The organism is Paenibacillus sp. FSL K6-3182, assembly GCF_037976325.1.
Taxonomy (GTDB): domain Bacteria; phylum Bacillota; class Bacilli; order Paenibacillales; family Paenibacillaceae; genus Pristimantibacillus.
In genome coordinates, this window is the sequence record NZ_CP150265.1 from 2798913 (window position 1) to 2820165 (window position 21253).

Annotated in this window: 22 protein-coding genes; 16 read left to right on the forward strand and 6 right to left on the reverse strand. The window is 41.2% G+C overall.

All coding sequences use genetic code 11. From position 1 onward, the window contains the following. Window positions 1-5: 5 nt before the first annotated feature. From MHH56_RS11915 to MHH56_RS11930, 4 genes are all read left to right on the forward strand, one after another. Window positions 6-824, forward strand: coding sequence for an alpha/beta hydrolase (locus tag MHH56_RS11915; protein WP_339208436.1), 819 nt, complete (start codon window positions 6-8; stop codon window positions 822-824). Window positions 825-1058: 234 nt separating this feature from the next. After that, window positions 1059-1778 (forward strand): SDR family oxidoreductase, encoded by a 720-nt coding sequence (locus tag MHH56_RS11920; protein WP_339208437.1) that lies wholly within the window; start codon window positions 1059-1061, stop codon window positions 1776-1778. Between the two features lie 48 nt (window positions 1779-1826). Next, window positions 1827-2636 (forward strand): type II pantothenate kinase, encoded by an 810-nt coding sequence (gene coaW / locus MHH56_RS11925; RefSeq protein WP_339208438.1) that lies wholly within the window; start codon window positions 1827-1829, stop codon window positions 2634-2636. 125 nt (window positions 2637-2761) lie between these two features. Beyond that, on the forward strand, window positions 2762-4204 hold the full coding sequence (locus tag MHH56_RS11930; RefSeq protein ID WP_339208440.1) for a serine hydrolase: 1443 nt from the start codon (window positions 2762-2764) through the stop codon (window positions 4202-4204). 86 nt (window positions 4205-4290) lie between these two features. On the opposite strand, the gene MHH56_RS11935 is transcribed toward MHH56_RS11930, so the two are convergent. Next, entirely contained in the window at window positions 4291-5073 is a 783-nt protein-coding gene (locus MHH56_RS11935; RefSeq protein ID WP_339208441.1) for a phytanoyl-CoA dioxygenase family protein, read from the reverse strand. A gap of 116 nt (window positions 5074-5189) precedes the next feature. On the opposite strand from MHH56_RS11935, the gene MHH56_RS11940 reads away from it, so the two are divergent. Then, the gene (locus MHH56_RS11940) at window positions 5190-6068 is read left to right on the forward strand and encodes an AraC family transcriptional regulator (protein WP_339208442.1); all 879 of its coding nucleotides are present in this window, start codon (window positions 5190-5192) and stop codon (window positions 6066-6068) included. A gap of 105 nt (window positions 6069-6173) precedes the next feature. Beyond that, on the forward strand, window positions 6174-6482 hold the full coding sequence (locus tag MHH56_RS11945) for a hypothetical protein (protein ID WP_339208444.1): 309 nt from the start codon (window positions 6174-6176) through the stop codon (window positions 6480-6482). Between the two features lie 102 nt (window positions 6483-6584). Here MHH56_RS11945 and MHH56_RS11950 read toward each other — a convergent pair whose 3' ends face one another. Beyond that, on the reverse strand, window positions 6585-9623 hold the full coding sequence (locus MHH56_RS11950; RefSeq protein ID WP_339208445.1) for a family 43 glycosylhydrolase: 3039 nt from the start codon (window positions 9621-9623) through the stop codon (window positions 6585-6587). 231 nt (window positions 9624-9854) lie between these two features. Here MHH56_RS11950 and MHH56_RS11955 point away from each other — a divergent pair, with 231 nt between their 5' ends. Then, window positions 9855-10223: a DUF4180 domain-containing protein gene (locus tag MHH56_RS11955; RefSeq protein WP_339209568.1), complete on the forward strand. Its 369-nt coding sequence runs from the start codon at window positions 9855-9857 to the stop codon at window positions 10221-10223. Window positions 10224-10268: 45 nt separating this feature from the next. Here MHH56_RS11955 and MHH56_RS11960 read toward each other — a convergent pair whose 3' ends face one another. After that, the gene (locus tag MHH56_RS11960; RefSeq protein WP_339208446.1) at window positions 10269-11147 is read right to left on the reverse strand and encodes a DMT family transporter; all 879 of its coding nucleotides are present in this window, start codon (window positions 11145-11147) and stop codon (window positions 10269-10271) included. A 148-nt stretch (window positions 11148-11295) separates the two neighbouring features. Between MHH56_RS11960 and MHH56_RS11965 the strand changes: the two genes are divergently transcribed. The 4 genes from MHH56_RS11965 to MHH56_RS11980 all read left to right on the forward strand — a co-directional run bounded on the left by MHH56_RS11965 (window position 11296) and on the right by MHH56_RS11980 (window position 13973). Further along, window positions 11296-12174, forward strand: a complete 879-nt coding sequence (locus MHH56_RS11965; protein ID WP_339208447.1) for a LysR family transcriptional regulator — start codon at window positions 11296-11298, stop codon at window positions 12172-12174. A gap of 101 nt (window positions 12175-12275) precedes the next feature. Continuing rightward, window positions 12276-12803, forward strand: coding sequence for a GNAT family protein (locus tag MHH56_RS11970; RefSeq protein WP_339208450.1), 528 nt, complete (start codon window positions 12276-12278; stop codon window positions 12801-12803). 35 nt (window positions 12804-12838) lie between these two features. Continuing rightward, window positions 12839-13222 carry a nuclear transport factor 2 family protein gene (locus MHH56_RS11975; RefSeq protein ID WP_339208451.1) on the forward strand — a complete coding sequence of 128 codons (384 nt, stop codon included), beginning with the start codon at window positions 12839-12841 and terminating at the stop codon, window positions 13220-13222. A 43-nt stretch (window positions 13223-13265) separates the two neighbouring features. Further along, window positions 13266-13973 (forward strand): aspartate/glutamate racemase family protein, encoded by a 708-nt coding sequence (locus tag MHH56_RS11980; protein ID WP_339208453.1) that lies wholly within the window; start codon window positions 13266-13268, stop codon window positions 13971-13973. Window positions 13974-14129: 156 nt separating this feature from the next. Here the strand turns inward: MHH56_RS11980 and MHH56_RS11985 are convergent, their stop codons facing one another. After that, window positions 14130-16055, reverse strand: coding sequence for a DUF4965 domain-containing protein (locus MHH56_RS11985; protein ID WP_339208454.1), 1926 nt, complete (start codon window positions 16053-16055; stop codon window positions 14130-14132). A 141-nt stretch (window positions 16056-16196) separates the two neighbouring features. On the opposite strand from MHH56_RS11985, the gene MHH56_RS11990 reads away from it, so the two are divergent. Genes MHH56_RS11990 through MHH56_RS12000 form a run of 3 tightly spaced genes read left to right on the forward strand, consistent with a single transcriptional unit; the run spans window position 16197 to window position 17804 of the window. After that, window positions 16197-17033: an AraC family transcriptional regulator gene (locus MHH56_RS11990; protein ID WP_339208455.1), complete on the forward strand. Its 837-nt coding sequence runs from the start codon at window positions 16197-16199 to the stop codon at window positions 17031-17033. Further along, window positions 17030-17569: a histidine phosphatase family protein gene (locus MHH56_RS11995; RefSeq protein WP_339208457.1), complete on the forward strand. Its 540-nt coding sequence runs from the start codon at window positions 17030-17032 to the stop codon at window positions 17567-17569. Before MHH56_RS11990 ends, MHH56_RS11995 begins: the two co-directional genes overlap by 4 nt. Window positions 17570-17603: 34 nt before the next feature. Next, a complete protein-coding gene (locus MHH56_RS12000; protein WP_076270151.1) occupies window positions 17604-17804 on the forward strand; it encodes a DUF4177 domain-containing protein in 201 nt (66 codons plus the stop codon). Window positions 17805-17855: 51 nt separating this feature from the next. On the opposite strand, the gene msrA is transcribed toward MHH56_RS12000, so the two are convergent. Beyond that, window positions 17856-18371, reverse strand: coding sequence for a peptide-methionine (S)-S-oxide reductase MsrA (msrA, locus tag MHH56_RS12005; RefSeq protein ID WP_339209569.1), 516 nt, complete (start codon window positions 18369-18371; stop codon window positions 17856-17858). A 213-nt stretch (window positions 18372-18584) separates the two neighbouring features. Between msrA and MHH56_RS12010 the strand changes: the two genes are divergently transcribed. Together MHH56_RS12010 and MHH56_RS12015 are read left to right on the forward strand one after the other, a co-directional pair. Then, the gene (locus tag MHH56_RS12010) at window positions 18585-19358 is read left to right on the forward strand and encodes an HAD family hydrolase (RefSeq protein ID WP_339208459.1); all 774 of its coding nucleotides are present in this window, start codon (window positions 18585-18587) and stop codon (window positions 19356-19358) included. Between the two features lie 59 nt (window positions 19359-19417). Continuing rightward, entirely contained in the window at window positions 19418-19963 is a 546-nt protein-coding gene (locus MHH56_RS12015) for a GrpB family protein (RefSeq protein ID WP_339208460.1), read from the forward strand. Between the two features lie 80 nt (window positions 19964-20043). Here MHH56_RS12015 and MHH56_RS12020 read toward each other — a convergent pair whose 3' ends face one another. After that, a complete protein-coding gene (locus MHH56_RS12020; protein ID WP_339208461.1) occupies window positions 20044-21243 on the reverse strand; it encodes a serine hydrolase domain-containing protein in 1200 nt (399 codons plus the stop codon). Window positions 21244-21253 lie beyond the last annotated feature (10 nt).

Genomic DNA, 21253 nt, shown 5'->3' on the forward strand with positions numbered 1-21253 from the left:
AACAAATGACAACTCCGACAGTGATTTGGCCAAAAGGTGCACCTCATATTATTAGTGGAGAACCGCAAGGAGACCCAACATTAACTCCTTATTTGGTTGAAAGTGCTGTTCCTACAGCAGCTATTATTGTATGTCCAGGCGGTGCCTATGGCATGCTGGCAGATCATGAAGGTGAGCCGATCGCCCACTGGTTTAACAGTATAGGCATTTCTGCTTTCGTGCTGAAGTATCGGTTGGCGCCTTACAAGCATCCTGTTCCAATGCTTGACGCTCAGCGTGCCATCCGTTATGTACGTCATCATGCAAAAGACTGGAATATTGATACGGAACGAGTAGGTGTGTTAGGTTTTTCCGCAGGCGGTCATCTTGTGTCCACAGTTGGAACACATTACGACAGAGGGCGAATGGGGGATCTTGATCCAATTGAGAGGGAAAGCAGTCGTCCTGACTTGCTTATCTTATGTTATCCCGTTATCAGTTTTGGAGAGTTCCGTCATCATCATTCCATGGTCAATTTGCTTGGGGAATTTTCTTCTGAGGAGCAAAGACGTGACTTATCCAATGAGCTGCAAGTAACGGCGGATACACCACCTGTTTTTCTGTGGCATACGGCAGATGATGAGGCCGTTTCGGTGGAGAACAGCCTTCTCTTTGCACAGGCATTAAATAGGCATTATGTTCCTTGTGAACTGCATATGTTCGAGAGTGGTCCGCACGGTATGGGATTAGCCGAGAACGATGCAAGTGTCGGAATGTGGACATTGCTGTGCAAGGAATGGTTGAAAAAACGAGGCTGGAGAGTAGTAGAGGGAAAAGCTCCATAATAATATTTTTACAACGTTGAAAACAAGCAGCAGCTCCTATCGAATGATGATATGGAGCTGTTGCTTGTTTTTAGTTGATTTCAAATAGATGGTGGCCGAGCTGGAAAAGAATCATGGTCTTGTAGAACTTACCGCCTACTCTTATAGACTTGATTTTCTCATTAATTAAACATTATTATATATAAAGTATATGAATGTAATAGTGATTATGAAATAAAACCATAGGAGGATTATATGAAAAACTTTATTATTTTTGGAGCGAGTAAAGGACTCGGTGAAGCATTCGTTAAAGGATTACCGGAATCGGGGGACAACGTATGGATAGTTTCCAGAAGCAGTCCCAATGGTTTGGGACTTAACGATGGTGTTCATCGCTATTGGATTGAAGCTGATCTAGCGTTGAATGAAGCAAGCGATAGAATTGCGAGTAGATTACATGATGTCGTCATAGACGTATTCATATATAATGTTGGGATATGGGAAAGCAATGGATTTATGGATGACTACGATTTTGAGAAAGATGATCCTAACGAAATCGTTAATATTATAAATGTAAATGTAACATCCGCAATTACTTGCATCCAGAAGCTGCTGCCGAATTTAAAAAAATCAAGCAACGCAAAAATTTTCTTCATCGGATCTACATCAGGTCTCGAAAATAATGACAGTACACAAATTTCATTTGTAGCCTCGAAATTCGGATTGCGTGGAGTAAGCAATTCTTTGCGGGAGCATGTGAAGAAGTACGGAATAGGTGTAACCTGTATAAACCCAGGCGAAATTGCAACTCAGATCCCATATGAAGATGGAATAGAGAAAGTTTTATCGGCTTATAATGGGACACAGATCCCCCTTCAGGATATTGTATCTTTGGTCAAATGTGTGATGAATCTCTCAAGGGCTTCCTGTGTGAAAGAAATAAATATTCCAGCCATGCTCAGCACGAGTGTATGATTGCACGGACAAAACATGTTAATGGGAGAAAAGAGATGACAAATCAAGATGAATATTGGAATTGATGCTGGCGGGACACTTATCAAAGTCGCATATATGAAAAATGATCTGCTCGAATTTGAAAAGTTTCCTATTGCTGATTTGGAGCATGTGGCATCTTGGATAAACGGATTAGATAACATTAAGATCTGTACGACTGGCGGTAAAGCCACTTTTTTGAGATCGTTATTAAGTCAAAAAGCTGAACAAATCGTTGAATTTGAAGCAACATCGAATGGTGTGCGACATCTTCTTGCAACGTGTGGAATAACGGAGGAGTCATACATATTAACGAATGTTGGCACCGGAACTTCAATTCACCATATAGACAAAAGCGAGCAGCAGCGCGTCGGCGGTACCGGGGTCGGCGGCGGCACCATGATGGGGCTATCACAGCTGCTTACAGGGTTAACTGACTATGATAGCATTGTACCTTTAGCTGCTAAAGGTATACGAGATCGTATAGATTTAAAGGTAAGTCAAATTTATAAGGGGACAGTGCCCCCTATACCGGGAGATTTAACAGCCAGCAACTTCGGGAATGTTGACCCTATGGTATCGAAAGCAGATTTGGAAAATGAAGAACTACTAGCTTCTGTCATTGGAATGGTAGGGGAAACGGTGGCGACCGTTAGTGTTCTTGCGGCCGGACAATGCGGCGTATCCTCTGTCGTATTCATCGGTTCGTCGTTTATTCGAAATGAATTTCTTAAAGAAGTGGTACAAAGCTATACGAGGCTTAGAGGGGCAAATCCCATATTTCTCGAAAATGGGGAGTATTCAGGTGCCATTGGCGCTTTGCTGCATGTGAGTAAATAAACACAGCTAGCAAGTAGAGTATTCAAGGAAATGATAGTTCAACGAGACATCTATGATAGCGCTAACAAAAGTGCTTGCCAGTCCTCTGAAGTTGCAGTAAGTTAGTAGTATAAAGGAGGAATGAAATGATGGAACGGACTACTCTTCATTTACCCAGAAGTCAGCCGGAAGCACAAGGAATACCCTCCGCTGCTGTAATTGCCTTTTTAAATACTGTAAAAGAAAAAAAGCTGGAACTGCATAGTCTTATGCTGCTTAGACATGGACAGGTAGTAGCAGAGGGATGGTGGAAGCCTTATGCATCAGATATTCCTCATATGCTGTTCTCGCTTAGCAAGAGCTTTACCTCAACTGCCATGGGTCTCGCTGCTGCTGAAGGGAAATTGTCGTTAAACGATGCGGTTGTATCGTTCTTTCCGGAGGATGTTCCAGCCGAGATGAATTCTAATTTAGCTGCGATGGAAATCCGTCATTTGCTGATGATGGGAACAGGCCATGATCAGGACACAACAAGTAAGCTGCAGCAGTGTGAAGATGGAAATTGGGTCAAGGCGTTTCTGGATGCTCCTGTTGAGCATGCACCTGGTACACATTTTGTTTATAACAGTGGGGCTACATATATGCTGGCAGCTATACTGCAGAAGGTGACTGGTCAAACGCTTCTTGAATATTTGCAGCCGCGATTGTTTGAACCGCTTGGCATTGAAGGTGCGACATGGGAATCTTGTCCTCGGGGAATCCATGTTGGCGGGTGGGGGCTAAACATTACCACGGAGGATATTGCTAAGTTTGGTCAGCTATATTTGCAGAAAGGCGTGTGGAATGAACAGCGTCTGCTACAGGAAGATTGGGTTGATGAAGCGACGTCAGCACAAATATCCAATGGAGAAGGTGGAGTGAGTGACTGGGCACAGGGTTATGGCTACCAGTTCTGGCGATGTCGGCACGGAGTGTACCGCGGTGACGGTGCATTCGGTCAATTTTGTATCGTAATGCCCGAGCAGAATGCGGTGCTGGCAATGACAAGCGGTACAAATGATTTGCAAGGTGTCCTGGATGTGGTATGGGATCACTTGCTCCCAGCAATGGAATCTTCGTCACTTCCTGCAAATCAGGATGCACATTCGAAGCTTGCGGATGAATTGCAGCAGCTAGCGCTGCCGCTGCCGCAGCTGCCGCCGGATTCACCATTGGAAACCATCATTGACGGCATTGAATATACGCTGGAAGACAACGAACCGCTTTGGAAAAGCATTTCTATATCCTTCGAGGCTAATAAAGCTGTCGTCCTTCTGAGCAAGGAGGATGTTGAATATACGATTAAGCTTGGTCGAGGTGCATGGGTAGAGGGAACGACGCCTCTGTTTCAGGGAGAATATCAACGCTTCGTTGGCAGCTTTGCTTGGGAGCAGGAAAACACGCTTCAGCTGACCTTGAGGTTAATCGAAACGCCTTTCTCTATTCATGTCCACATTTTATTTGATGGTGACAACGTTGTATTAAGTCAAAACTCAAATGTATTAACTGAAAAGTCTGAAATTCGTGGACGGAAAACGGATGTGAAATAGTTAAAAGCCGCATTAAATGCGGCTTTTTTTTTTGAGATAACTGTGATTAACGTAACATTATTGATAAGTTGTTTGATATTTATCTTTTATGCTAGTTTCGGGAACAATCCGCCTTGTATGCTGTCTCCTGCTGCTAGACCCAATCCTTCCGTACAGCTGTGCGGCTTTCCGCTAAATATTGTGCCATCCGGCATGAAAATAATAGCAAGCGCGCGCCGCGGTTTATCGGTATGATTGGCATTCGCATAATGGAACGTCAACCCGTCATGAAAGGTACAGCTTCCGGCTTTCATACGCACGACCACCGCAGTGTTTCTATCCACGTCTTGAGCTCCTGCATCGGCAAATATATCACTTGGAGCAACTAAGTCGATGCTTTTTAAATTTTTTATTTTTTGCGATTTTGGAACAAACATCATACAGCCGTTGTTCTCATCCACATCATCCAATGCGATCCAAATAGAGAATGCTCCGCTTTCCTGCATCGGCCAATATGGCCAATCTTGATGCCAAGGCGTTGGCTTGGAATCATTCGGCATTTTCAAGAGGGCATGATCATGAAATAAACGGATTCCTTCAAATCCAGTAAGCTGCTTGCCCATATCTGCAAAACGATTGCCTAACACGAACCGGGCCATTCCGCCATGATCTCTCCAAGTGTTTACACGCTGATTCAGCACTTTGAAGTAAGAGCCGCCAGCTTGGTCCGTCTGAATGGAACGCCCTGTAGTATCACTCATTGCTTCTTCCAAATACGTCCTCAGTTCTTGCAGCTCGTCCTCGGAAAGCACATTATCCACTTGAACAAAACCGTTTTCCCGATAAAAAATGATTTGCTTTTCAGTCAAAACCCTCTTATCATTCAACATAACCATTCTCCCTTTTATATAAAGTTGTTAGGTTTACTTTACGACAGGGAGCTGTTCGAATTCTTGGATGATCTACAAAAAAAGTAGGACGATCTGCTAAGGAGGATGGACTTGAATTGTCTATTCTAAATGGAAATGCATTTTTCGAGGACAGAGAGTTTCCTTTTTTTATACAGCGCTATCAAATTAAAAAAGGTGAGGTCATTCCTGCGCATACACATGATTTTGTTGAGCTTGTGTATGTGGCTAAGGGCGGAGCGCTGCATGAAATGGCCGATCAACGATATCCGCTTGCAACCGGTGATGTATTCGTAATCGAGCCACAAACCTATCATGGCTACTTTAACACCGATGGAGAAGAAACCATCGTATATAATCTCCTATTTGAGAAGCAACTGCTTCAGAAGGAATTGGGCGTCCTGCTGCAAATACCCGCCTTCATCAATTTCTTCTATCTCGCTCCTTTTCTAAGAAAAAACGCCTCTTTTGTACCGCATATTTCATTGAACGAGCATCAGCGGGGGCAATTGGAATTTCTTCTCCAAAAAATTCACAAGGAGTTTTATGAAAAGCCGGTAGGTTATCAGCTCGTCATAAAAACAAATTGGATCGAGTGTTTGGTGTTGTTAAGTCGTTATCAGGATAACAATGAGAACAATAATAATAGTCCGCTGCCGAAAGAGGAATGGATGAGTTCTATTTTGCATTTCTTAGAACAAAATTATCGACAGCCGTTATCGTTGAATCAGCTATCCCAAACCTGCGGCATGAGCGTGTCTTCCTTCACGGCAAAATTTAAGAAAGCGACAGGCATGAGCCTCATGGACTACAAGCACTCCCTTCAAGTCAGGCATGCTTGCGAATTATTGAAGGATCACCGCAATAAGGTTATACATGTCGCATATAGTTCCGGATTTCAAGATGTCAGCTTCTTCAATCGGATTTTTCGCAAACACATGAGTATGACGCCAAGACAATTCCGCAATGGATTGTAGCGTTATTATGGCGGAATTGGTTGAATATCTGGAAGCAAGAGTGTAAGGTTAATGATGCTGGACTAACAGGCTGATCAGCATAAGAACAATAGTGGAGGTAACTTTATGAGTCAACGCTATAGAATTACAAGGACAATGCAAGAGCAGAACCATTTGGAGCAAAATATATCTTTGGAAGAGTGCAAAAGTTATTTTGCTGCCAAACCTGATTTTTCGTATACATCCGTTTTCACTGTAAAAGGGGAAACTACGATGTCTATTGATGGTGATTTTTTTATGTGGAGCTATGGCGATATCACAATCCCGTTCAGGCATTATCAGGGAGATATATATGTGTCCGGAACGAATGAAGCCGTGATCCCTAAGATGATTGAGGTTGCGAGCGAATTGGGTGCGGACGTGGTGGAAGGGTAAGAAGCAATATTTTATGTACTATCGTGAAAAATAAAGCCTCCTATCCGTAAAGTGATTTTACTGGCAGGAGGCTTTTTTTAATTGATGATTGAATGGATAACTTTATTGTACAATCGTTTTTGCAATAAAGGCCAGATCAACAATATCGATGACGCCATCATGGTTGATATCTGCTTTTTTGATCGCATTCCAATCAGGGCTAGTTGAATTTTTGCCATAGCTGGCTGCTGCAATACCAAGATCACCAACGGTCACTTTTCCATCTGAATTCGTGTCTCCTGATGTTGGGACATGGACTGCGTTTTTAAATGCTTGGAGTGCTTGATTCAAGGCGGTAACCGCTTGATCAATTTCCGCTTGGTTTACAGCTTTATCGGCTGCTGCTTTGGCAGTATTAATCGCTGCTTGCAAAGCGGCTTTGGAACCAACAGGGTATTGTCCTGGCGAACTGCCTTCTACAGCTGCTTGAACGGCTGCCTCTGATTGTGCAATTAAGGCATTCAAAGCTTCTTTGTTCAGCTCATTCGTGCTCGTGACTTTAACATTATGCGTGACAGGAGCAAGTGTGGTCTCCACGCCTGCTGAATTGGCAAGCTTCGCTTGCGAGAGTGTAATACTCGTATTAGGTGACTCTTTAATCGCTTTCCAGTGTAATTTAAGCAATTCTCCATCGGCGATGACAGCATGATCTGCACCTTCACTAGCAAGCAAAATCCGAATTTGTCCGGGAACGTCCGTTTTAGAATCAATAACGATAAGACCATTCTTTATGGACTCCGCCGAAACAAATGCGAGCTTGTCGGCATCATAATCAAATGTGAGATCCTGAGCATAAATGGCATCCTCCGATTTAGTCGACACATGCGTTAACCCGTAATTTACTTCGAGGCTTTCGCCTAATGAAAGGTGTGAAGCACCTGTAAGTGTCCCCGTTAATTTGTTTTCAACAGGGGGATTGAGGTTAGGAACATCGGCCTTATACATCGTCAAAAAGTCCAAATTCACATTGCCAATCGAACCATTATCAATACGATAGCTGATCACATTTTTGCCAGCCTTTAAGCGTAAACGCTCAGAAGCGGTAAACCATTCATCCCAGCTGATCGCCGTTTTATCTGGGCCTATCGTTTTTACTTGTATGCCATTTACATATACATTGATGTTTGCTCTTGCCGGCAGCTGCGTCGTAGGATTATTTGTGGATTCACCATCGACCTGAACGCCATAAGCGTATCTAACACCCACGATGTAATCACCATCTTCAGCCGCATTCACTACAAAACTGGCTTCTGCACCAGCTTTTTTGGGTAGGTTAATATAACCCGTTCCTTGATAATTTACATGGCTGTTGTCTTTTGTAATCTCACCATAAAGAATAGCATCTTCAGCTTGATACATATCTCCGAGTCCTAAATCACCAGAAGGCAAGTCCTGCCATTCATATGGCGATATAGGTACACCGAAATGCGGTGTTCCATCTGCATTCCAGCCAAATTTTTGAATATTGACCTGCCGCCACCAGTTTCGCCCAGTATCTTGATATACGCGCGAATGATAAATCATCCAATCTTCCTTGCCATCTGCCGATTTGACAAAACCTGCTCTGGCAGGGCCGGATACATCATCTGTAGCAACGAAAACATCATTTGTACGCGTCCAAGAATCTGGGTTCAAAAAATCGCCATCGGTATTCATAAAATAAGATAAACGATAGCCATTTGATGCATAATCACCTTCGGACATGGTAATAAACACTTTCCCATCCTTTTGCAATACACGAGGGCCTTCTCCGCCGCCTCCTGGCAGGAAGGAGCGGTCTGCTGTAATTGTATAGGGGTTATCCATTGGCGCAATTGCCGGGCCAATAGGTTCGCCGGAGCCTAAAGTGCCCCAAACCGCATATAGTTGTCCTTTGTAGTCGAAGACCGTGAAATCATTGGCTTGTTTATAAACGCCGTTTTCACCTGCATAAATGGCACCTTTATCAACGTACGCTCCTTGCGGGTCGTCTGTCACAGATTCCAGAACCGTTGCCATATGCTTGTAATCAAACTCTTTTAAGTCAGCACAATAATAGATATACCATTTGCCATCAAAGAAGAAGAGCTCAGGTGCAAAAATCCGAGTTTGTGTTCCTTGGGAATCGAATACCATAATTTTTTCGCCTTGGTCTAACAGGGTACGAGACTTGGATACATAAACTTTATTGTTGGAGTCTAAATTGCTTGAAGAAACAAAGTAATAAAAACCATCTTTGTACGTGACAAAGGGGTCCTGTCCTTGATACAGCGGGTTGTTAAATTTATCAGATACGGAGGAGCTAGTAACTCCCATCTCTTTCATAAAGTCAGAACGGGCAATCGATACGCTCTTAATGGCATCATCAAGCAAACCAACCTTATCTAAATCACTAATTTCTTTGTCATCAATAGTGGCAAGTAGCTCTGCCGCAGTTATTTTTGCAGCGCTTAAGTTGTTTACTACGCTTTCTGCTACTTTGTCTGCAAAGTTTTCTGTTAAATAATCTATCTTTTGAATTTCTGCGGTCAAATCAGCTTTTTTAGTCGTGAGCACACGATCTGTAGGCAAATAAAGTGCTGATTCAGGCACGACCTCTCTGCTTTGGCTAGCGCTTTCCCATTCCATCTTAAGCCAAGTGCCTCCCCAGCCTTGCAAGTATTCAACTTTAATATCGTAATGCTTGCCTGCATCCAATGAAATGGAGGTGCTAACTTGTGGTTTTTCCCATGCCTGCTGCCAGAAGTCAATGATTAATGCTCCATTAACCCATAGTCTGAAACCATCATCACCAACCATATGGAAGGTGTAGTTTTCTGTATATTTTGGAACGATTGTACCTGTGAAACGTGCTGTATTAAAATCGGGTGTTCCGGAGAGCTGATTGAAGATGCTTGCAAAAGAATCGCCATTTAGATTGGAGACCGCTCTTTCTCCTCGAAAATCATTAAAATTAAAAATAGTAATATCTTCACGATTGTTAGGGTTCTTTTCACATTTAAAAAACTCGCCCAGCAATCCGTGACCGTCCACAGCTGCATCAGCAGCACGAGCATTTGCGGGTATAACAATCGTGCCTGCAAAAACAAACATAGCCAAAAGTATTCCTAGTACTCTTTTCATCGTTAAGCCTCCTGATTTCTCATTCTTATCATGCAAAGTAGGGAAGTATTGCTCCACAGCTGCTTCTCAAATTACCTCCTTTTCTCGTCCTATTGTTTGCTTCAAATTTACCATTTTTTATCGATTATAGATTTGTGAAATACGGGCTTTTTTTGCGTTTTTCTGTCCTTTTATTTATCAGATGGAGGGTTTGTGTTAAAGTATGGAATATTAGCGAAAGGTGGAGTAATGATGGAAATAGAAATTGATCAGAAGGGGAATTCCAAAGTTGCGATTATAGAGAGCACAGAAATTGTAGTAAGCGACGTGCAAGGGGCACTGGACTTGATGGCAACAGTGAATTATACAGATGGCTGCCATAAACTATTGATCCATAAAGCGAATATAACAGAGGAATTTTTTGATTTAAAAACAAAGCTTGCCGGGGAGATTTTGCAAAAGTACACAAATTATCACATTAAAATCGCAATCGTTGGAGATTTTGATGGTTATGAAAGCAAAAGCTTGAAGGATTTTATTTATGAATGCAATAAAGGCAAGCAGGTTTTCTTTTTAAAAGATAAACAAGCTGCACTCGACGCACTGCACAATGTAAATTAATGGTATAAAGAAAAAGGCAGCCAAGGGTAATTGGCTGCCTTTTTCTCATGAAACAGCTAGCTGCTTCTGTTTCTTATTGCTACCGTGCCATCCGGATACGAGAACACCGAGTAATACAAGCGCTGCGCCGATATAACCTTTGAATGGCAATATTTCATTGATGAACACAAACCCGAACAAAGCTGCAAACAGCGGTTCGAGCGAAAAAATAAGCCCGGTTCGGATAGGAGTCGTATATTTCTGAGCCAAAGGCTGAACCACATAGCCAAATGCACTGCACACGATACTTAATACGAGTACGGCTACCCATCCTTCTGATGTATGAGGAAGTTTGGGCGTTTCGAATAGAAAAGAGAAGAACAAACCATAGGCACCTGCGAATCCCAATTGTAAAATGCCTAAGTTCAACGTATTCGTTGTTTTCGCCGCAGAATCGGTAATTAGAATATGTATGGCATACAATAGGGCCCCCATAATACATAAGAAATCTCCCGGATATATTCTCAGCTCGCTGTTTAATGTAAGAAATCCAATACCTATAATAGCAAGGCAAACCCCAATGACGAGGCTAAGCTTAAGTTTTTTCTTGAACACGGTGACATAAATTAAAGGGACAAATATAACGGTTAAGCTAATTAAAAATCCGGCGTTAGAAGTTGTGGTCGTTTTTAGACCAAACATAATGCCTGTAAATACACCAAATAATAATAATCCAAGTAATGCTGCATATTTTAACGTTTTCAGGTCGGTATGACGCAAGCTTTTGTGGAAGAGGGCGGCCGATAAAAGAAACGCAAACCCGCAGCGAAGAGCAATCAAATTAAATTCTTCAATCGAATTTAGTCCCAGCTTCATAAAAATATAGGATGAACCCCAACATAACGTAATCATTAAAATAAGAAAATCGGCTTTCAGCGGCTTCAATCTGTACCATCCTTTGTTTAGCAAGTGTTAGTAATCGAACCGGGTGGATACCAAGTACTAACACAGTATACTAAGGAAGGATTAACAAGTATATTGAATGTTTGTTATGATATACATTAGTAAATTTCATGTTAAAGGCGGGCTATCGATGAGTATTAATAAATACGAAGTTTTCATGAAAGTAGTTGAACAAGGGAGTCTGACAAAAGCTGCTGATCTGCTAGGATTCACGCAATCGGGCGTAAGTCATATGATCAAAAGCTTGGAAATAGAATTGGGTTTCGCCCTCCTGCTCCGAGGACGGTCGGGGATAAAATTAACGGCAAATGGAGAGCAGATGTTAAAGCCAATTCGTGAAATATTAAACTGGAACGAACAATTGAAGCAGGTAGTGTCATCGATTCATGGTTTGGAGGCAGGTACAATCCGTATAGGCACCTTCACCAGCGTATCCGTTCATTGGCTTCCTGGCATGATTAAGCAGTTTCAAAAAGAGTATCCGACCATTGAGATTAAACTGATGGAAGGCGACTATCAGGAAATAGAAAGCTGGATTGAAGAAGGTCAAATTGACTGTGGCTTCATATCTATTCCAACTCGCGGCACATTTGAGGTTATTCCTCTAAAGAAGGACCGAATGCTGGCTATTTTACCGCTGGATCATCCTCTAAGTGAGCTGTCCTATTTGCCTTTAGCCAAACTCGAAAATGAACCGTTCATCATTTCAAGTGAAGGTTCTGATTATGATGTCAGACGGGTTCTGGATCATGCGTCGATTAAACCCAATATTAAGTTTTCGTTAGGGGATGATTTTGCGATTATTGCCATGGTGGAGAATGGGCTTGGCGTCAGTATCCTGCCTGAGCTTGTTCTTCAAGGGCGCGACCATAAGGTGTGCGTGATGGAACTCGAGGAGCGCAGTTACCGTTCACTCGGAATTGCCGTCCAGTCCATGAAAAATGCATCACCTTCCGCAAGGCGATTCGTAAATTATGTCCAGCAATGGTTGGAGAATTGGGAGCAATAAGAATCAGGCTGATCGCACGAAAGAACAGGAAGATAGTAGAGTTTAAAGGAATTTCATAGTAAAATATACTAAAAATTAAATAACCAAGGGGGTTGCTGATTGTGATCATTGAGACGGAACGGTTAATTTTAAGAGATTTTGTGACCAATGATTTCGAAGATATACATGTGTATGCATCGAATCCGATCGTAGTGAAGTACATGTTATGGGGACCAAACTCGAAAGAGGATACACAAAGCTATATGAATATGATAGCCGATATGCAAAAGCAACAGCCTCGACTTGGTTATGAACTCGCAGTGGTCATGAAAGAGAACAATCAGTTGATCGGTGGTTGTGGAATTCACATTATCAAGCCTTCACAAGGAGAGCTTGGTTATTGCTTTAATCATAACTATTGGGGAAGTGGCTTCGCATCAGAGGCTGCGGCTGCCTTGCTTGAATTTGGATTTCGTGAGCTCAATCTTCATCGCATATTTGCAACCTGTCGCCCGGATAACATTGGATCGGCTAAAGTGCTGCAAAAAATAGGGATGAAATATGAAGGACATATTAGGGAGCATATGCGCCATAACGAGAAATGGCATGATTCCTATCAATATTCCATTTTAGAAAATGAATATGTCTAGAAGAGCCACTTTCAAAAGGTGAGGTGACAATGATCATGGTTAGTGAAGAGGATAAAGCAATCATTAATCATTATGTTGCTGCTTATAATTCATTAGATGTAGCGGGAATGGTTAAGTTTTTGCATAACGATATTATATTCAGGAATGTTTCCAATGGCGAAATTAACACTGAAACCAGAGGTATACAAGAGTTTATACAATTGGCGGAAAAATCCTCAAAGATGTTCTCTAGCCGCTGTCAGACAATCATGAGCTATCATGCTGTAGAGGACAAAGTAGAAGTGCAGATTGATTATGAAGGAACACTTGCTGTTGATTTGCCTAACGGATTAGGCGCGGGAGACAAAATACAGTTAAAAGGGAAATCAATATTTGGGCTGGTAGACGGAAAAATTTTTATGATAGAAGATTATAGTTGAAGATAATTGCTAACAGAATAACATTCATTGGAGGTGCTTCACCGTGAAGACAATAGGTCTGATAGGCGGCATGAGCTGGGAGTCATCTGTGCTCTATTACCAAACCATTAATCAAAAGGTAAAAGAAAAGTTAGGGAAACTTCATTCTGCAAAAAGTATCATGTATTCAGTAGATTTCGAAGAAATCAAGACTCTCCAGGAACAGGGGAAGTGGGACGAAGCAACTGCCATCATGATTGATTGTGCACAAAAACTAGAATTAGCCGGAGCAGAGTTCATTATTATTTGTACGAATACGATGCACAAAATGGCCAAAGAAGTAGAGGATGCGGTATCCATCCCACTGCTTCATATCGCAGATGCGACAGCAAAGGAAATAATTAAAGATGGAATAAAGAAGATTGCTTTGCTTGGTACGGCTTTTACAATGGAACAGCAATTTTACAAGGGAAGACTAAGCGAAAAGTTTGGGCTTGATGTCATTATTCCTAATGAGTCAGAACGAAAGATTATACATGATATCGTCTATGAAGAGCTTTGCCTTGGAATTATAAACGAACAATCCAGAGAATCATATTTAAAGATCATTAATCGTCTTAGTGAGCAGGGAGCAGAAGCTATTATTCTTGGGTGTACAGAAATAACACTGCTCGTATCGCAAGAAAATTGCAGTGTGCCTTTATATGATACAGCAAGAATTCATGCGGAGTGTGCAGTTGATTTTTCTTTAAGTGAGGAAATTTCTCGCTAACGTTCAGAGTTGATATCATCAACTTATGACATTGGTATGGCTTATTCGCGACTATCTAGTGCATATGGAACATCATATAAACAATCAGATATTAAATTAATGCAAATGGATGAAATGAAAAAGGCGACCGCTAATGGTCGCCTTTTATTATACGATCTACTTGATCTTACAAATCTCTTTATCCATAAGCAATTTAATAAATAATCCGCCTTGAACGGTACGGTTTTGGAAGCCTACCATCTTTGCAGTGCTTGTTGAATACCAGTCGCTCATTGGAACGCGGCTCTCGGTTTTATCATATGCATGCCAGAGGCGGTCTACAATGGAATTGAAATCTTCCTTATTGTCGCAGAGCGTCGCACTCCAAACGATCCAATCCGATTTGGTGTAGGTGTCACGATTATCAAGCATGAGGCCAAACTCACCTGAATGTTTCTCCAAATAGGCTTTAGTCTCAGCTTTAAATGTATCTTTAGGGAACAATTCGAGACCGAATAATTGATCCCATACCGCATTGTATTTCATGCTGAAGGAATCAGGACGGTCAAATGCTAAACGATAGGTTCCGTCTTCATTAGCAGCCATGACGAGCCAGTTATCTATCATTCCTTTTGCAACATTCATTAATTCCTCTGACTTTTTCTCGTCTCCAGCCATACGGTTTAGAATCGCAAAGCTTGCGATACCCATAATAGCCTTAATCGATAAGTTACAGTTATGCGCGAGATGCCCTGCAAAATCATCCGTACACAGCTGGTTGTCAGGATCTACACCATTGTTGATTAAATAATTGCACCATTTCTCAAGATGGTCCCAGTTCTCTTTGGCAAAAGATACATCATTCTCCGTGACCGCAACAGCAGCTGTGCAAATCAGCATATTTCCACATTCTTCAACGGGCATTTGCCAAGTAGGGCATGTGCCGTGACTATAGACTTGGCCGTTAACGAGTGGATAGGTTCCCGCATCGTGTGGTGCAAAATCATAATACCAAATATCAGTAGCAGCGTATTTAAAAATAGGGCGCAGCATCCCTTTAACGAGCTCTGGGTTGTAAATCAAAAATTGCGGTATGGATGGATACGTAACGTCTACCGTAGCTGCACAGCCATTGCTGAAATTTTCTTTGGATATAAAGAGAACGTTTCCATCGGTATCCGCACAAACCTTATGACCTGCAATTGCTTGTCTGTAGGCTAAGGATACTAGTTCCGCGTACTTCTCATTGCCTGATTCTGCAGCTTCTGCAAATAGAGTGGATGAGAACTGTTCACACTTTTCAAATAGGTTGTCGTACTCAGATAGAGCCTGCTTCAAGGCATCTTCGATGGTTTCACCGTCTTTTTTCCAATAAGCATTAAGCGGCTCATTAAAATACTCAATCGCTTTGATATCATCATATGCAACAGCAAAAAGCGCATTTGCGTTTTCGCCTGTATTTACAGGGATAGACAGCTCAATGTTATGGCTTACCGTACCGTATTCATGTGTATTGGCTACATCGATGACAGAAGCCTTTTCATGATTAGAAGCGAGGTATAAATAACCCCAGTTAATTCTAAGATCATCACCAGCTTTATTTAAAACATTTTGAAATTTGCTTCCAATCTTGCCGCATGTAAAACCTGGCTCGCTAATGTCTTTGTAATCGACTGGGAATTCATATTTAAAGTTTTGACATAACTCATCATCGACATTTATTTTTATAGTCACATCATGTGCTTCGCCATTGTTAGATTCGGCTTGTACATGAATATAAGAAACGGGTCTAGACATAAGCTTTAAATCATCCATTAAAAGAGGGGTAGTAAACGTAACGAGTAAATTGATTTCATCAGATGTAAAACGATATTTGCTGGATAATGCATTAATATCTACGCTTGTTTGTTTCATTTTTATACCATTATCATTGCCGCCCATAAAACAATATTCTTTTCCGTTAACCACAGCGGTACCGACTAATTTATGAGGTTGGCCCGTCCAATGTTTGGTATCAGCTTCGTTCAATTCGTTAGCCATAGACCAAACAGAAAAATAAGGGTCTACAGTTATAAGTGGGACAGCTGGAGCTCGCATAATCATAATAATTCCTCCTAAGTTAGATGAAAATGAATGAAATGCAAAACGATTGAATAATGTTATCTGTTGCTGTAATATACAATTTATCATACAAATTACGGTCTGATAATAGAAGTTATCACAATAGATGTGAGGAATATCACAATGAAAGAAACTGTTTATAGCTTTTGGCATCTGCTAGATCCTAAACTTCCATTGAATATCGTAATGGCAGGAATTTCTTATTGCGATAAGAATTATATCATCGAGAGAAAAGGTGAAAATTTATTTTCATTCGAGTATATTATGGATGGAAGCGGTGTGTTGGAGATAGAATCCCAAACGCTGTATCCTCAAAAAAATGATGTATATCTCTTAACTAAAAATAGTTATCATAAGTATTATTCCAGCGAGGAAAATCCGTGGGTTAAAATATGGGTCGTTTTTAATGGGGATTTTGCAGAAAGTTTATTTAAGCATTACTTGCCAGCAGACACCTATATTGTGAAAGATTGCAACATTCTTTCTTATATGAATGAAATTATTAATATTGCATCTGCCAAGCAAAAAAACTACTCTGATATTACAGATGAGATATCAGTCATTGTGTTAAAAATCATATTGCATTTAAAAAACCATTTGGAAAATAAAGTGCTCTCTATTCCTGAGCGCATTAAACAATGTTTGGATTTAAACATCGAGAATGCTATCGATATTAACGATGTTTCATTGCAGCTTGGATATTCGAAAAACTACATTATTAAATTATTCCGAGAATGTTATGGTATAACGCCTTATACATATTTTCGCAATCGCAAAATAGAGCTCGCCAAGCAATATTTGCTTAACACGAATCTAAACATCAACGAGATATCTACAAAGTTGAATTTTGCCGACCAGCATTATTTCTCTTCATCATTTAAAGCCATTGCAGGCATTACGCCTTCGGAATATAGAAAAAATAGAACTAACCAATTTATAGAGGCGGAGGGGTACTCTTGAACATCTACGTAGTCAGACACTGCAAGGCAGAAGGGCAATCGCCAAGTGCTAAGCTTACTGAAGAAGGTTATCTGCAAGCGGAGCGGGTAGCTGAATTTCTGCATGGCAAACCTATCGAACATATCATTTCGAGCCCGTTCCTAAGGGCCATTCAATCTATTTCTCCATTAGCTGAAAAAATTCAGGTAAACTGTCATGTGGATGACCGCTTGTCAGAACGGGTTTTATGTGGCGAAAGCAATGTTAACTGGCTTGAAATGCTTCGTCATACTTTTATAGATCTGGAGATGTGTTATGAAGGCGGCGAATCCAGTACTTCTGCGATGAATCGTGCCTTAGCGGTAATAACCGATGTGAGAAATAGCGGGTTTAGCAATGTGGTTATCGTTACGCATGGAAACTTGATGTCCTTGCTGCTTAAGCATTATGATACTAAATTCGGTTTTGAAGAATGGGCAGCCTTGTCTAATCCTGATGTCTATCATTTGCAGTTTGAAGGTGAATTGCCAATTATACAGCGAATATGGAATGGCTGAGCTAGATTATTAATATTACAAGGAGGCGATAGGTTTGTACGAATATATGTATGTTGAAACGTCATTGGGTGGGTTTTTCTCCGAGGCAAAACATCGGGAAACGATCGATGAATATGCAAAAGAAGGATGGAGATTAGTGCAGGTTTTACCGACACATTATAATGGTCATGGAAAACCAACGGCGTATGAAATTATTTTCGAACGTTTAATATCAAATAGGGACGCAAACACGTAAAAGTGTCGCATCCCTATTTTTTTTCAATCTTTCATTAAACAAAGTTATTTTTCACTTCCAGTATTTCTCGATAATAGCATCACGGCCAGAATATACTCTTGATTCCTTATAGAACTTTGGATTTTTACGGTGATAATTCTGGTGATACTCTTCCGCCGGATAGAATACTTCCGCTTCTTGAATCTCTATTACAATCGGTTTGTCAAAACGGCCGCTCTTCCCAAGCTCTTCCTTGGATAATTGAGCAAGCTGGCGCTGTTCTTCTGTGTGATAAAAGATGGCAGCACGGTATTGGCTTTTGCGGTCATTGCCTTGTCCTACAGCATCTGTAGGGTCAATTTGCGGCCAGTAAAGCTCAAGCAGTTTTTCATATGGGAAGATGTCCGAATCATAAGTGATTTGTACGACTTCCAAATGACCGGTTTCACCAGTTAATACTTGCTCGTAAGTAGGGTTCTCTAGCGTTCCGCCCATATAGCCGGACAGAATGCCATGTATACCGGGCTGTTCTTCAAAAGGACTTACCATACACCAGAAACAGCCTCCGGCAAACGTTGCTTTTTGTATCACTTGCTCTCCCCATTTCCTTAACTAATTAATAAAGCGTTCGTAAGAACACTTATTATAAGCTTGATCATTTCATCAGTCTATTGCTTTGGTGGCTTCATAAGAGACATTGTCTAGAAATTCCAAAGCTTTTGCAGTAAACTAATTGAATCTAATTATATCTATTTATAATCAAATAGTACATGACATTCATTTGGAAGTAGGGGATTACTTATGATTTTTGTTTTTGATTTAGATGGAACCATTTGCTTTAAAGGACAGCCTGTTTCAGAAAAGATGCTAAGTGGTTTGGAGGAATTAACGCAAGCAGGGCATGAGGTTATTTTTGCTTCCGCTCGTCCCATTCGAGATATACTTCCTGTTCTTCATCATCGTTTTCACAATTTTTCTCTTATAGGAGGAAATGGTTCTCTTATTTCTAAGGATGGCAGCATGATCGCTATAGAAACTTTTAATGAAGATTTAAGGCTTAACATGCTGAAGTATATTGAAGCGCATCAAGCGACATATTTGATTGATAGCCATTGGGATTATGCCTACACCGGTTCTTTAGAGCATCCGATATTAAAAAATGTTGATGCCTCCAAGCTTGCTAAGCTTGTTGCAGTAGAGTCGCTGGAAACCATAGTCAAAATACTAATCCTTACCGCGAATGATATGGAAGTTTTGGAGCAAAAGCTTGCAAGCCTAGAAGTTGTTATTCACAGGCATCGTAATGAAGGTGTCATTGATATTAGTCCAACTCATATTCATAAATGGAGTGCTCTGCAAAAATTAGGGGTGGAAGCCAAACAATTTATTGCATTTGGGAACGATGCCAACGACATTTCGATGTTTCAAAACGCGAAACATGCGGTTATGATTGGCCATCATGATGAGCTGGCTCCTTATGCATCGGAAGTAATTCCGCTCGCGGGCAATTACGAAGAACAGATCGTAGAGAAACTGAAGGAGCTTGCTGGCAAGCATGTTCCATTGAATTCATAGATGCTGGTTGCAGTTGAGTGATAATTTTTTTTAGAGAATAGCAACGTAAGGAGCTCATTATGGAGGAACAATGGATAATTGCAAAATATGATCCAGAATGGAAAAATCGATTTTATGATATCGCTCTAAAAATAAGAAATGCTTTGGGAGATTTGGTCGTTCGTATTGACCATGTTGGCTCAACTTCGATTGTTGGTTTAGATGCGAAGCCCATCATTGATATTCAATTATCCGTTATTGATTTTGAAACGATCATATACCATAAGAGTGAGATGGAGAAAATAGGTTTCGTATATCGAGAAGAAAACGCAGATAAAACGAAAAAGTATTTTCGAGAAATACCGGGCAGTCGAAGAACGCATATTCATGTACGGCAGTCAGGTAGTTTTTCAGAACAATTAACTTTATTGTTTAGAGATTATTTGCGTGCGCACCCTGAGGACTGTTTAAGATACGCCCAGGAGAAACATCGATTATTTGAGCTTTATAAGGATGAACGCTCCAAGTATGTCGAAGGCAAAGGGCCAATCGTTTGGGATATTATTCAGAAAGCACATATTTGGTCGCAAGAAGCGGGTTGGAAACCATCCGCTTCAGATATGTGAAGAAGTACTTCTTATTAAGAAGGGAGGAGCAGCATGCCAAGGCAGCTGCTCCTCTTCTGCATATATAAAATTTTACGATATTACATACCCGATTCTTTAACCAGGCGCTTGACCATGGAATGAAGATTCAGCGATTTTAAACTTAAGCTCAGCTCATGGTTAAAAAAGAGGATCAAACCTGACTTGTTGTCTGGATTAAACATCGTAATCGTGAGCACTCCGGGATCAGAGCCGTTGTGTCCGATAACCTTGCCCTTGCTGACACCTTTCAAGTAAAGACTATCCAGCGCTGAATAGCTCCATCCGAGTGCCTGATTGCCATTATCCGATTGAGGTTTGAACATCTCATCAAGTGTGGTCTGCGATAGGATGGTTCCTTTCTCGGCCTTCCCGCCGTTCATGATGGCAAGATAGAATTTAGCAAATTCAGTAGTCGTTGTCTTCAGCGTACCGTCGGGATAAGTCGGGAAAGAATAGGGCATCAACGGTTTATGTTTTGCATCATATGGCACGGCAAGCACGTTATTGCTTAATAAATCTTTATGCAGCCATTTGGTATGCTTCATGCCCACCGGGTCAAAGATATGCTGCTGCGTATAATCCGGAAAAGGTATTTTGGAAATCTCTTCGACTAAATAGCCGAGTAAACCATATCCGACATTGCTGTAGCTGAACGCCGAACCAGGTTTATCTTTCGTAAAGTTTTTTTCTTCGTCGTACCATTTTTCTCCCGGAACGAGAAAATCCTTCATGAACTGCGCGAGTGCAACCGTTGAGTCACCACCACCGGTGTTCGAAGTATAGAGGCTGTCGTACAGCTTCCAATTGTTATCGATTCCTGAAGTATGGTTTAACAGCATGCGGAATGTAATAGGAGTGTCTGGAAATTTAGGATGAACAATTCTTATCGGCAAAAACGTATTTATGTCATCATCCAGCTGAATGGTTCCTTTCTCAACAAGCTGTATGACGGCCGTAGCAGTCACGGTTTTGGAAACGGAGGCAATCTGAAATACCGTGTCATTTGTGATCGGTATATCTTTTTCCCTGTCAGCGTCTCCGTAATTAATAATGCGATCAATTTGATTGTCTTTGATTATTGCGATGGATACGCCTGTCATGCCTGATTTCTTCATTTTGACTTGGACGAATTTCTCAAGATCCTTAGGGTTAGAGAAATCAACCTGAATGAAAGTAATCGTTGCTAAAGCAATGATGAGTGCTCCCAAAATAAGTCCAATGATTTTCCAAACCCGCCCCTTCTTCCTTTTCTTCTCCATCTTGACGCCA